Source organism: Thiomonas bhubaneswarensis, from assembly GCF_001418255.1.
GTDB classification, from domain to species: Bacteria; Pseudomonadota; Gammaproteobacteria; order Burkholderiales; family Burkholderiaceae_C; genus Thiomonas; species Thiomonas bhubaneswarensis.
The window spans coordinates 116,502-129,104 of sequence record NZ_LIPV01000009.1; the positions used below are offsets into that span (position 1 = coordinate 116,502).

Sequence of the window (12,603 nt, forward strand, 5' to 3'; positions counted from 1 at the left end):
TTTCAGTGTTGAACGCGGCCTGCCGGCTGGCTCTGTATCGAACCGCCCGCGCTCGGCTTTGCTGCGTTGGGTGAGCCGGGCTTGAACACATCTTTGCGCCGCACTTCGGTGAAGAACATCCACACCAGCGACACCGAGACCACGCCGTACATCAGCATGAAAGCGGTAGAGCGGATGCCGGTGAGGTCGAGCAGTGCGCCGAACATGATGGGCAGGAGAAAGCCCCCCATGCCGCCAGCCAGACCGACGATGCCCGACACCGTGCCGATATTGGTCGGATAGTCGTCGGCGATGTACTTGAACACGCTGGCCTTGCCGAAGGCGAAGGCGATGCCGAGGATGAACATCAGCGCGGTGAAGGTATAGACATTGAGGCCGATATGGAATGTGCTCGGGCCGTCAGTGGTCTGCACGGTGAACTGCGTCTGCGGATAGGACAGCAGGAACAGCGCCACCCAGCTCACCCACAGCACCCACCAGGTCACGCTGTGCGCGCCGTATTTGTCGGACAGCCAGCCGCCCACCGCCCGCAACACCCCGCCCGGCAGAGAAAAGGCTGCGGCGAGCATTGCGGCCACGGGGAGGCTGAGCTTGTACTCGCCGACGTAGTACTGCACCATCCACAGCGCCAGCGCAACATAGCCACCGAACACGATGCTGTAGTACTGGCTGTACTTGAGCACGCCGGGGTCGCGCAGCGCCTTGAGCTGATCCATGAAGCTGGTCTGGCCCTGCACCACATGGCTCTTGTCGTGGTGGCTGAACAGCCAGAACAGAATGACCGTGCCGAGCATGACGGCGGCATAGACATGCGGCACCATGGTCCAGCCGAAGCTCACGACCAGCGCCGGAGCGAGAAACTTGTTGACCGCCGCGCCGGAATTGCCCGCGCCGAAAATGCCCATCGCCAGACCCTGACGGCTTTTCGGAAACCAGCGCGCGACATAGGGCGTCCCCACCGAGAACGAGCCGCCGGCCAGGCCAATGAACAGGCCGATGACCAAGTATTGCCAGTACTGTGTGGCATACGCCAGCAGCCAGATGGGGATGACAGTGGCCGCCATGATCGCGGCGAACACGATGCGCCCGCCATATTTGTCGGTCCAGATGCCCAGCGGCACCCGTACCAGCGAGCCGCTGAGCACCGGCATGGCGGTGAGCAGGCCGAATTCGGTGGCGTTCAGCCCCAGGGTCTTTTTGATGGGAATGCCGATGACGGCAAACATCATCCACACCATGAAGCACACGGTGAAGGCCCAGGTGCTGACGATCAGCACCGACCAGGCCTGGCGATTGTGTTGCTGCGCGCTCGCGCTCATGATCAAACTCCTTCACGTTACACCTGAAACTCTAGGTGTCGTGCGTCGTTTAGAACATTCGTCTGCGGACTAAGAGTAACATGCGAACGAACGAGCGCGTCGGCTGGGGCATCGTTCAAAAGAACTACGACCTTCGGAATCCGATAGCCCTCGCCAACGTGGCCACGGTCATTAAGAATCGAACCGACGAGTGATGTCAATCAGTCATTTCGGCCAACTCAACCCCTTCCCGCAAAACGCTAACGCTGATACAGGCGGACGATGTCGCCCTCGCGGTCAAAGGGCAGGAAACTGTCGATCTGCCCGAGGCGGATCATCTCGATCAGGCGGGCGAAGGTCTGCTCGATCTGTTCGCTGTCTGGCGGATAGCCGCCCTGAGCGGGCATGCTGGTGACGAACACGATGTCCCAGCGCACGCCCATTCGGTTCGATTCTTCGACGAGATCGACGAAGGTGCCGATCTCGTCAGGGGATTTGTCCACATAGACAACCGGCGTCAGCGCTCCTCCCCTTTTGGCCAGAAAGCGCTCCTGTTGCGTCTTGGTTGCGTCATCCGGCAACTCGGCTGCGGCAAAGATGAACAGCAGGCGCTGGGGCTCGTTCTGCGCTCTTGCCGCGTGCAGCAGGTCGGCGAAACTCGCGATGTCCATCGAGTGCTCCTTGGGGTTGGGAGGTCAGAAGCTGGGAATGAATGCGGCGCGGCATGAGCGGGAGAGGCGGATTGGCTCTCAGCTCATCAGTCCGCCAGGCCGCGCTCGCTGGCGTACACCGCGATCTGCACCCGCGAAGTGAGTTCGAGCTTGCGCAGAATGTTTTGCACATGCACTTTCACCGTGGTTTCAGCGATGTCGAGTTCGCGCGCGATCTGCTTGTTGCTGGCCCCATGGGCGATGGCCGCGGCGATTTCGCGCTCGCGCGCGGTGAGGTCGGACGGCGCCTCGACAGCGGAAGGCGGCGTAACGGCGGGCGCTTGCTGATCCTCATGGCTCATGGCTTGCGCCAGTTTCGGCGCCATGTCCGAACCGATCACGATCTGGCCGTGCGCAGCCCGGCGAATCGCCGCCACGAGTTCGGAGGTTTCGCTGGTCTTGAGCAGGTAGCCGCTGGCGCCCGCCCGCAACGCCGCGGCGAGGTCGGCGCTGTCGTCGCTGACGGTCAGCATCAGCACCCGTGTATTCGCGGCACTTTGCCGGATGCTCTGCACCGCATCGACGCCGCGCACTCCGGGCAGGTGGTTGTCCAGCAGCACGACATCGGGCTGCAGTTGCGTGCTCAGGCGCAGCGCCTCGCCGACGTCGGCGGCTTCGCCCACCACGCTCATCCCGGGTTCGGCGGCGATGAGCGCGCCAATGCCGCGGCGAAACAGGGGGTGGTCATCGACCAGGAGGATACGAATGTCAGGCGGCATGGGCGGGTTCGGCGGGGTTGGGCGCAGCCAGGCTGCGGACGGCGCCGCCATCGCTGAAGCTGTCGGGCAGTTCGAGCACGACGCGGGTTCCGCGGCCAGGGTGCGAGTCGATATTCACCGTGGCGCCGATCTGGCTGGCGCGCTCGCGCATGATATGCAGCCCGACGTGGGCCTGGGCGTCCGCGGGCATGTTTTGAAGGTCGGCGCCGACGCCGTCGTCAGCCACCTCGAAACGCCAGCGCGGCAGGCTGCTCACCTCGACCCTGACGGTCTTGGCGTGAGCATGTTTGCGCACGTTCGACAGCGCTTCCTGCACCACATGCAGCACCTGCACCTGAACGTCGGGGTCGAGCGGCTGGCCGTGGCCGTTGAAGGTCAGCTCAACCGGCACGCCGCTTTGCAGTTCGAACTTCTGCAGGGTGCTGCGCAGCGCGGGCTCGATGTCCTGATCTTGAGTGCGGGTGCGGAAATGCAGCAGCAGCTCGCGCACATCGGCCAGGCTCTCGCGCACCCCGGCGTCCAGTTCATCGACACTCGCCTCGATCCGCTGCGCATTGTTCGATTTCATCGCCGAGCGCAGAAGCTGCAGCTGAATTTTCATGAACGCCAACGCCTGCGCGATGGAATCATGCAGTTCGCGCGCGAGCAAGGCGCGCTCGCGGGCCACCGCCGCCTCGCGCTCGAGCGCCGCACTGCGCAGACTTTCCATCGCCGTGGCGAGGTGGCCTGCGAGAGTCTCGAGCAGGGTGCGTTGCTCCGGGGCGAGCGTGTGCTCGCGGCGGTAGAACAGGTCGATCTCGCCCAGCAACCGCTGCTGCACCGAGACCGGCACGCTCACCAAGGTGGCAAAGCCTTCGCGCACGCAGACGTCGTCCGGCGTTGTCGAGGCCTCGCTCATCGGCGGCCCAAAGCGCACGACCTGAGGCCCGGCCCCCGCTTGCGCCAGCCCACAATGACAATTGCCCGCGAGCAGGCAACGCTCTGCCTCGGTGATCTCGGCCGGCATGCCCTGTGCCGCGAGCAGCGCATAGCGCTGCGCGGTTTCATCCGCCCAGCGCAGCATGGCCGCATCGGCAGCGGCAATCTCCTGGATCGCTGCGGTAAAGCCCTTGGCCAGTTCTTCGAGATTCTGGGCCGTGGACACCAAGGCACTGATGCGATAGAGCGCGGCGAGCCGATGTTGTTCGGTCTGCAATGCGGCGGTTTTTTGTTGCACGCGCGCTTCGAGGTCTTGGTGGACCGACTGCAGCTGCCCGGCCATGCGGTTGAAACCCACGGCGAGTTCCCCAAGCTCATCGCTGGAGGTGATGTCGACCCGCGCCGAGTAATCTCCTCGTCCGAGCGCCTGCACCCCACGGCTGAGCCTGCCCACCGGGTCGAGCACGAACAGATAGGCGGCGTAAAACATCAGCAGCGCGCCGATCACCACCAGCGCAGCGAGTCCCATCTGGAACCCGTGCAGCACGGTGGTCCAGAAATCGAGTCGGTGCTCGATGGCACTGACAAACGCATCGATTAGCGCGACGAACCGATCGACCTCCTGCCGGGGCACGGCGGTGCCGAGCGGCGCCTGTTGCCACCGCGGCTGCAGACTCTGCCACTGCTGCTGCACCACATCGAAGCGCTCGCGTATGGTGCCGTCCCAAGGAACGCGCAAAGGTCGAGACGGACTGCCGTTGCGCAGCAAGTCGAGGTTGCGCTGGATGCGCTGCAATTCAACGCCCAGTTGCGCCGGATCGTGCGACGCGGCGGTCAGCGCCGTTTTGTAGCTGAGCATGCGCAGCTGTCCCGCCACATTCACTGCCGCCGCACCGCCTTCAAGATTCCAGGAAATCCACAAAGTCGCCCCCACCGACAGCAGCGACAGCAAGAGAAAGACGCCGGAGAACAGGGCGATCTTGGCGGTGAGTGTCCAGCGGAAGTTCATCACTTCAGGAGCAAGCAGTTTGCGGGCATTGTCGTCTTCGGCAGGAGCATTGTCGACGTTTAGGAGTCTGTCGAGCTTGAGGATCGCGGGCTGCAAAATGGCACAGCAAAGCCCTGCGGCAGCGGCTTTTTGCCCCTGAGCTGCGGCTTGCGGGCTGCAAACCCGCCGCCCTATGACACCACATAAGGCATCCGCATACCCATTTTTCGCCTTCCGCGCCCCAAGCCCGACTGGCTCCTAGAGTCTCCGTCGGCTTCAGGGTCATTGCATCGACCCGTTCAGAGTGGTAAAAATATTACCAGTTCAGTTGCGCGACACATCCACGGGGTTTTCGACATGATCAGCGCTTCCGCCCAGTTTCTGGCGTCCGCCCGACTTGAGGCGCGGCTGGCGGCCGTCCACCCCGCTGACGTCGCGGTGAATGCTGGTTCTGCGTGAGCCGCCTGTCGTTTGATCCACCCGGTTTCATCCACCCAGGATTTCGCCCAGGAACCGACCATGAGCAAGAGCAACGCCGCACTCGAACGCTTTCTGCAGCGCGACTACGAGGCTGGTTTCGTCTCGCCGATCGATGCCGATCTTGCGCCCAAGGGCTTGAGCGAAGACATCATCCGGCTGATTTCGCGCAAAAAGAACGAGCCTGATTTTTTGCTCGAGTGGCGGCTCAAGGCCTACCGCCATTGGCTGCAGATGACCGAGCCCGGCTGGGCCAAGATCCATCATCCGCCGATCGACTACCAGGCCATCCACTATTACGCCGCGCCCAAGCTGGCCAAGGCACCGAAAAGCCTGGACGAAGTCGATCCCGAGCTATTGCGGGTGTATGAAAAGCTCGGCATCCCGCTGCACGAGCGCGCCGCGCTGGCCGGGGTTGCGGTCGATGCGGTGTTCGACTCGGTGTCGGTGGCCACCACGTTCAAAGACAAACTGGCGGCGCTGGGCATCATTTTTTGCTCCTTTTCCGAGGCGGTGCAGAACCATCCGGATCTGGTGCGGCAGTACCTCGGCTCGGTCGTGCCACCGGGCGATAATTTCTTTGCCGCGCTCAACTCCGCGGTGTTCACCGACGGCAGCTTTGTCTACATTCCCAAGGGCGTGCGCTGTCCGATGGAGCTGTCCACCTACTTTCGCATCAACGCCAAGGATAGCGGGCAGTTCGAGCGCACGCTGATCATTGCCGACGAGGGAGCGCAGGTGTCGTACCTAGAAGGTTGCACCGCGCCGCGGCGCGACGAGAACCAGCTGCACGCCGCAGTGGTCGAGATCATCGCGCTCGAAGGCGCGCAGGTGAAGTATTCGACCGTGCAGAACTGGTATCCCGGCGACAAGGACGGCAGGGGCGGCATCTACAACTTCGTCACCAAGCGCGGCGACTGCCGCGGCGCGCGTTCGCGCATTTCCTGGACGCAGGTTGAAACCGGTTCGGCGATCACCTGGAAGTACCCGAGCGTGCTGCTGCGCGGTGACGATTCGGTCGGCGAGTTTTATTCGGTGGCGCTGACCAACCACCGCCAGCAGGCCGATACCGGCACCAAAATGATCCACATTGGCCGCAACACCCGCAGCACCATCGTGTCCAAAGGCATTTCCGCCGGGTATGGCAGCAATACCTACCGCGGCCTGGTCAAGGTGCTGCCCAAGGCAGCGGGCGCGCGCAATTACACCCAGTGCGACTCGCTGCTCATCGGAGCGCATTGCGGTGCGCACACCTTTCCCTATATCGAGGTGCGCCACCCCGGCGCGCAGGTCGAGCACGAGGCCACGACCTCGCGCGTCGGGGAAGGCCAGTTGTTCTACTGCATGCAACGGGGCATTTCTGCCGAGGACGCGGTGGCGATGATCGTCAACGGCTTCGCCCGGGAAGTGGTCAAGCAGTTGCCGATGGAATTCGCCGTCGAGGCGCGGAAGCTGCTGGGCGTCAGCCTCGAAGGCGCTGTCGGCTGACGCCGAAAAAAGGAAAGGATGATGATGTCCGAAAAAGCCTCTGCCCTCTCCGCGCCGCATGCCGCGCCGCTGCTCGCCGTGCGCGGGCTGCGCGCCAGTGTCGAGGGCAAGCCCGTGCTCGCCGGGGTGGATTTCGAACTACGCGCGGGCGAGGTGGTCGCGCTGATGGGCACCAACGGCTCGGGCAAGAGCACGCTGGCGCAGGTGCTCGCCGGGCGCGAGCTCTACCAGGTCGAAGCCGGCAGCGTGCAGTTCGACGGCAGCGATCTGCTGGCGCTGCCGCCGGAAGAGCGCGCGCGCCGAGGCCTGTTCCTCGCGTTCCAGTACCCGGTGGAAATCCCCGGGGTGGCGAACATCTACCTGCTCAAAGGCGCGGTGAACGCGCGGCGCAAGCATCTCGGTCTGCCCGAGCTCGACGCGATCGAGTTTCTGCAGCTCGTCAGGCGCCAGCTGGGGGCGCTCGGCATGGACGAGAGCTTTTTGCAACGCGGGGTCAACGAAGGCTTTTCCGGCGGCGAAAAGAAGCGCAATGAAATGCTGCAGATGGCGCTGCTCGAACCGCGGCTGGCCATCCTCGACGAAACCGACTCCGGGCTGGATGTCGATGCGCTCAAGACCGTCGCCGACCGGGTCAACGCGATGCGCGCGCCAGACCGTGCGTTTATGCTCATCACGCATTACGAGCGCTTGCTCGAACTCATCGTCCCCGATCGGGTGCTCGTGTTGCTCGGCGGGCGCATCGTCGCCAGCGGCGGGGCTGAACTGGCGCGGCGCATCGCCGCAGAAGGCTACGGCTGGCTGCAGGCGGAGGCCATCCCATGATCGCCATCGCACGGCCGCCCGAAGATGGCGCTCAACTCCCTCGGGGAGTCGAGCGTAGCGAGGAGGTAGTGCAGTGAGCATGGTCGATGCCCTGCTGCAGGCGTTCGCGCGCCTGCCCGCGCCGCCGCCCTTGGATCGTCAACGGCAGCAAGCGGCGCAAACGCTGCGCAAGCGCGGTCTGCCCACGCGCCACGACGAAGACTGGAAATACACCGCGCTGCGTGCGCTCGACGCGCTGCCGCTGGTGGCGGATGCGCCGTCGCGCGTGGTTTCCGCAGCCGATCTGAGCGCGATCGGCGCCATCGACAGCGACAACTGCACGCGACTGGTGTTCATTGACGGCCGGTTCGACCCGGCACTGTCGCGCGTGGAGGAACTGCCTGATGGGTTGCGGGTGTGGACGGGCGCGCAGGCGGCGGACGCAGCGCTGCTCGCCCCCACAGCCGATGACGCGTTCGACGCGCTCAACCGCATGTTCGCCGCAGGCGGCATCGACCTCGATCTGCCCGCAGGCATGCGCCTTGCCGCGCCGCTGCTCATCGTCACGGTGCAAACGCGCGCAGGCGGCAGCCATTTGCGCCACCGCGTGCGCCTCGGCACGGGCGCCCAGGCGCAGCTCATCGTGCAGCATCTGGTGCTGGCCGAGACACCCGGGTATTGGGCCAGCGAGGTCTGCAGCGTCGCACTCGACCGCAGGGCGAGGCTCGATCACGTGCGGCTGCAGCGCGAAGGTTTGGAAGCGGTGCATGTGTCGCAACTGCACGTCACGCAGGCCGAGGACAGCCGGTTCGGCGCACAGGCTTTGGTGACGGGTGCGGCGCTGTCGCGGCAGGAATGCGTGGTCGAGCAGTCGGCCGCGGGCTGCGCGACCGAACTGCGCGCCTGTGCCGTGCTTCGCGGCGCGCAGCATGGCGACGTGCACCTGCGCATCGCCCACCGCATGCCGCGCGGCAGCAGCCGCACCCAGGTGCGCACCGTGGTTGACGACAGCGCGCATGCGGTTTTCACCGGGCGCGTCGATGTGCTGCCCGGGGCGGACAAGACCGACGCGGCGATGATCAACCGCAACCTGCTGCTGTCTCCCGGCGCCGAGGTCGATACCCGGCCGCAGCTGCAGATCGACGCCGACGACGTGCAGTGCAGTCACGGCGCCGCCGTTGGCCAGCTCGACGCCGAAGCGCTGTTCTACCTCGCTGCGCGAGGCATCGCGCCCGAGCTGGCGCGGCAACTGCTGGTGCAGGGCTTCGTGACGCAGGTTCTGCCCGACCTCGGCTTAGCGCCGCTGACGGCAGCGGTACGCGCGCAGCTCGCTGCGCTGGGTCTGGCGCAATCGGCCTCGTTCAAGGAGGACACATGAACGCGCGCGACAGGCAACACATCAAGTCCGTCCAGGACTTCGGCCCGGACTTCGCCGCGCTGCGCGCGCAGTTTCCAGCGCTGGCGCAGACCGTGCGCGGCAGGCGCCTGGCCTACCTGGACAGTGCCGCCAGCGCCCTCAAGCCGCTTGCCGTGATCGATGCGATGTCCGCCTTCGACAGCCGCGATTACGCCAACATCCACCGCGGCGTGCACGCGCTGTCGCAACGCGCAACCGACGCCTTCGAGGCGGCCAGGCAGACGGTGGCGCGTTTCGTCAACGCTCGATCCGCCGACGAAATCGTCTTCGTGCGCAACGCCACCGAGGCGATCAACCTGGTCGCCGCGAGCTTTCTGCGCCCGCGGCTCGGCGCTGGCGACGAGGTGCTGATCTCGGCGATGGAACATCACGCCAACATCGTGCCGTGGCAGCTCGTATGCGAATCCGTCGGCGCGCGGCTGCGCGTCATGCCGATTTCGGACGATGGCTTACTTGACCTCGAACGGCTTCCGCAGCTGCTGGGCGCGCGCACCAGGCTGCTTGCCATCACCCATGCGTCGAACGTACTCGGCACGGTCAACGATGTCGCGGCGCTCACGCGCATCGCGCACGCGCGCGGTGTGCCTGTGCTGGTCGACGGTGCGCAAGCCGCGCCGCACCTGCGCGTCGACGTGCAGGCGCTGGATTGCGACTTTTACGCCTTCTCCGCGCACAAGGTCTATGGTCCGAGCGGCATCGGCGTGCTCTGGGGCAGGGCCGAACTGCTCGTCGGGATGCCGCCCTATCAAGGTGGCGGCGACATGATCCACACCGTGAGTTTCGAAGGCAGTACCTTTGCCGCGCCGCCGGCGCGATTCGAAGCCGGCACGCCGCACATCACCGGCGCCATCGGCCTGGCTGCGGCCGTGGACTTTTTGCAGGGCATCGGCTGGGAGCATGTCGCGGCGCATGAGCGCGTGCTACTCGCGCAGGCCGAGCAGGCGCTGCAGGAGATACCGGGGCTGCGCATCTACGGCCGCGCGCCGGGGAAAATCGGCGTGATCGCGTTCAACCTCGAAGGCGTGCACGCGCACGATCTGGGCACCATTGCCGACGCCAGCGGCGTGGCCATCCGCTCCGGGCACCATTGCGCGATGCCGCTGATGCAGCGCTACGGCGTGGCGGCGATGGCGCGCGCCTCGTTCGGCGTGTACAGCGACGCGCAGGATGTCGCCGCGCTCGTGGCCGCGGTGCGGCAGGCCCAGGCGATGTTCGCCGACAGGAGATGAGCATGGACGCGATCGACAGCGGCGATCTGCGCGATCTGTACCAGGAGGTCATCTTCGACCATTACCGCAGGCCGAGGCATTTCGGCCATCTGCCGCACCCGGATCGGGTCGCGCAGGGGTACAACCCCCTGTGCGGCGACCGCGTGGAGATCGAACTCGCGCTCGGCGACGACGGCGTCATCCGCGACATCTCGTTCAGCGGTGAGGGCTGCGCCATTTCGACCGCATCGGCCTCGCTGCTGACCGAGGCGGTCAAAGGCAAGCGCGTCGATGAAGCGCTGGCGCTGTTTGGGCAGATGCACGGCGCGCTGGTCGAAGGCAGGCCGCTCGACCCGGGCAGCGCGGGCAAACTGGCCGCGCTCGAGGGCGTCAAGCAGTTTCCGGCGCGGATCAAATGCGCGCTGCTGGCCTGGCATACGCTGCGCAACGCGCTCAACCGCAACGCGCAAGTGGCGAACACCGACACGGAGAACTGACATGGACTGGCCGACCGATGCAGGCCTCGTGACCGTGCGCCGCGACGTTGCGGCGATCCTCGTTCCCGACGGCATTCAGGGCATGCTGCTCGCGGGCACGCAAGTCCGCGTCACGCAGCGACTGGGCCATCACATCACCGTGGTGTCCGACGGACGCATGTACCGCATCGACGGCCGCGACGCCGACGCGCTGGGTCTGGACGGCGGTGAGACCGCCGAGATCGCTGCGCCGACCACGCGCGAAGAGGTCGAAGCCGCCGTGCGCGCGCAATTGGCCACCTGCTACGACCCGGAAATCCCGATCAACATCCTCGAACTCGGGCTGATTTACCGCATCGAGGTGCAACCCGCAGACGACACCGGCATTGGCTGGCGCGTGGACATCGACATGACGCTGACCGCTCCTGGCTGCGGCATGGGCGGCGTGCTGACGCAGGAAGTGCGCGACAAGGTCTTGCGCATTCCCGGGGTCGAGCTCGTCAATGTCGAGCTGGTGTGGGATCCGCAGTGGAGCGTCGAACGCATGAGCGAGGCTGCCCGGCTGCAATCCGGGCTGTGGTGAGCGGCGAGCCGCGCCTTGGGTTTGATCGCCGCGCTTTGTTCCTCCTTTTGATGATGCCATGCGACTGACCTCGTTTTCCGATTTCGGCCTGCGCGCCCTGCTCGTCCTGGCCGGAAGCGAGCGCGAAAAGTGGTCCAGCGTCGAGCTCGCTGCCAAGCTGGGCATCTCGCGCGAGCATCTCGTCAAGGTGCTGCAGCGCCTGGCCGCCGGCGGCTTCGTGGACACCCTGCGCGGCGCTGGCGGTGGCGTCAGGCTGGCCAGGAAAGCCGACCAGATCCGGCTCGGCGAGGTGCTTGCCTGGCTCGAAGACGATGGAGTGCTGACCGAATGCTTCCGCGACGACGGCGGGCATTGCCTGCTCAGCGGATTCTGCGCGCTTCGCCCCCGCCTGGAGCGCGCGCGGCAGGCGTTCTATGCCGAGCTCGATACCGCCACCCTGGCCGATTGCCTCAATCCCCGATTGCGCCGATTTGTTGCCGCTGCTGTTTGAAGCCGCCCTTGAGCGGCCTGCTCAAACAGCGGGATTCAAGCATTGATCTCGACAAACAGTCCTTTTTCCTCGCGCTCGAAGTGGTGTTCCAGCAAATGCTGGAGCGGCAGGCTTGCATCGAGCAGTTCGAGGCGATCCAGAGGCTCCACGACCAGGCGATCGTCGGCGGTCAGGCGACGTCGCCAATCCAGAATCATCTGTTCGAGTTTGGCATGTTCTGCCAGATAAACCTTGGGCTGCCAGCGCGCACCTGGCCCGAGACGCACGATCCAATGCGCCTCCTCCACAGCAATGTGCGCCGCATGCAGCCTTTGCAAGGTATCCAAGGCTTTGCAGGCATCGCCGATGCTCCCCTGCAGCAGGGCAAGCCGCATTTCGCGCACGGCGCGCAGCATCAACGCATGTTCATGCAGCAGCGTGGCAACCGTTTTGTCGACATTCGTTTCCATGATCGAAATGACTCCGTGAATCGATCAACCCCTGGTCGTTGAGCCGCTTGAGCAGCAGCAGGAAGTACACCATCCCGGCGGCGCCAGCCCAACGACTTGCGAGTTGCTCCATCGCCATCGCTTTCCATCCCAGCTATCGATGCCGTTGGTCGGCGCGGCGCCCATGCAGTGAGATCCAGCCGAAAGGGCGGATCGACCAGGAGCGAAAGGCGATGGCTCATCGCGGCTGCAAGACATCTTTCAGCACGACGGCGTTGTTGTGTGCTTCGTCATGCGCCGCATACAGCAGGGTCACCCGGTGATGCGCGCCCATCGTCTGGCGCAGCGCAGTGAGGGCCGAGGCCTTGTCGGGCTGGGTCAGCTCCCGCCGGTAACGCTGAGCAAACGGCTCCCACTTGCCTGGTTCATGCCCAAACCAGCGGCGCAGTTCGTCGCTGGGCGCGACCTCCTTGGCCCACAGATCGACACGCGCCGCGTCCTTGCTCAGACCCCGGGGCCACAGGCGATCGACGAGCACGCGAAATCCGTCCTGCTCGTCGGCTTGGGTGTAGATGCGTTTGAGCGCGAGCTCGCAGACCATG

The 12,603-nt window shown here is 65.2% G+C and carries 13 protein-coding genes; 8 read left to right on the forward strand and 5 right to left on the reverse strand.

Going from position 1 to position 12,603, the window contains the following annotated elements; all coding sequences use genetic code 11:
• Positions 1-2: 2 nt before the first annotated feature.
• The 4 genes from ASC45_RS12455 to ASC45_RS12470 form a co-directional block, all read right to left on the reverse strand.
• Positions 3-1,319, reverse strand: a complete 1,317-nt coding sequence (locus ASC45_RS12455) for an MFS transporter (protein ID WP_055451359.1) — start codon at positions 1,317-1,319, stop codon at positions 3-5.
• 239 nt (positions 1,320-1,558) lie between these two features.
• A complete protein-coding gene (locus tag ASC45_RS12460; protein WP_055451360.1) occupies positions 1,559-1,969 on the reverse strand; it encodes a hypothetical protein in 411 nt (136 codons plus the stop codon).
• 86 nt (positions 1,970-2,055) lie between these two features.
• The gene (locus ASC45_RS12465; protein ID WP_055451405.1) at positions 2,056-2,727 is read right to left on the reverse strand and encodes a response regulator; all 672 of its coding nucleotides are present in this window, start codon (positions 2,725-2,727) and stop codon (positions 2,056-2,058) included.
• Positions 2,717-4,750, reverse strand: coding sequence for a type IV pili methyl-accepting chemotaxis transducer N-terminal domain-containing protein (locus ASC45_RS12470; RefSeq protein ID WP_245610057.1), 2,034 nt, complete (start codon positions 4,748-4,750; stop codon positions 2,717-2,719). The genes ASC45_RS12465 and ASC45_RS12470 overlap by 11 nt, the downstream gene beginning before the upstream one ends.
• A 402-nt stretch (positions 4,751-5,152) precedes the next feature.
• Here ASC45_RS12470 and sufB point away from each other — a divergent pair, with 402 nt between their 5' ends.
• From sufB to ASC45_RS15765, 8 genes are all read left to right on the forward strand, one after another.
• Positions 5,153-6,598 carry a Fe-S cluster assembly protein SufB gene (sufB, locus tag ASC45_RS12475; protein WP_055451361.1) on the forward strand — a complete coding sequence of 482 codons (1,446 nt, stop codon included), beginning with the start codon at positions 5,153-5,155 and terminating at the stop codon, positions 6,596-6,598.
• Between the two features lie 69 nt (positions 6,599-6,667).
• Complete coding sequence (gene sufC / locus ASC45_RS12480) at positions 6,668-7,420, forward strand: Fe-S cluster assembly ATPase SufC (protein WP_055451407.1); 753 nt, start codon at positions 6,668-6,670, stop codon at positions 7,418-7,420.
• Positions 7,421-7,499: 79 nt separating this feature from the next.
• Positions 7,500-8,777 carry a Fe-S cluster assembly protein SufD gene (sufD, locus tag ASC45_RS12485; protein ID WP_055451362.1) on the forward strand — a complete coding sequence of 426 codons (1,278 nt, stop codon included), beginning with the start codon at positions 7,500-7,502 and terminating at the stop codon, positions 8,775-8,777.
• A complete protein-coding gene (locus ASC45_RS12490) occupies positions 8,774-10,045 on the forward strand; it encodes a cysteine desulfurase (RefSeq protein WP_055451363.1) in 1,272 nt (423 codons plus the stop codon). Before sufD ends, ASC45_RS12490 begins: the two co-directional genes overlap by 4 nt.
• 2 nt (positions 10,046-10,047) lie before the next feature.
• Positions 10,048-10,521 (forward strand): Fe-S cluster assembly sulfur transfer protein SufU, encoded by a 474-nt coding sequence (sufU, locus tag ASC45_RS12495; protein WP_055451364.1) that lies wholly within the window; start codon positions 10,048-10,050, stop codon positions 10,519-10,521.
• Between the two features lies 1 nt (position 10,522).
• Positions 10,523-11,083, forward strand: coding sequence for a putative Fe-S cluster assembly protein SufT (sufT, locus tag ASC45_RS12500; protein WP_055451365.1), 561 nt, complete (start codon positions 10,523-10,525; stop codon positions 11,081-11,083).
• 58 nt (positions 11,084-11,141) lie between these two features.
• On the forward strand, positions 11,142-11,573 hold the full coding sequence (locus tag ASC45_RS12505) for an RrF2 family transcriptional regulator (protein ID WP_055451366.1): 432 nt from the start codon (positions 11,142-11,144) through the stop codon (positions 11,571-11,573).
• An 8-nt stretch (positions 11,574-11,581) separates the two neighbouring features.
• The gene (locus ASC45_RS15765) at positions 11,582-12,064 is read left to right on the forward strand and encodes a hypothetical protein (protein ID WP_156346984.1); all 483 of its coding nucleotides are present in this window, start codon (positions 11,582-11,584) and stop codon (positions 12,062-12,064) included.
• A gap of 175 nt (positions 12,065-12,239) precedes the next feature.
• Here the strand turns inward: ASC45_RS15765 and ASC45_RS12515 are convergent, their stop codons facing one another.
• Positions 12,240-12,602 carry a DUF488 domain-containing protein gene (locus ASC45_RS12515; RefSeq protein WP_055451368.1) on the reverse strand — a complete coding sequence of 121 codons (363 nt, stop codon included), beginning with the start codon at positions 12,600-12,602 and terminating at the stop codon, positions 12,240-12,242.
• Position 12,603: the final 1 nt, after the last annotated feature.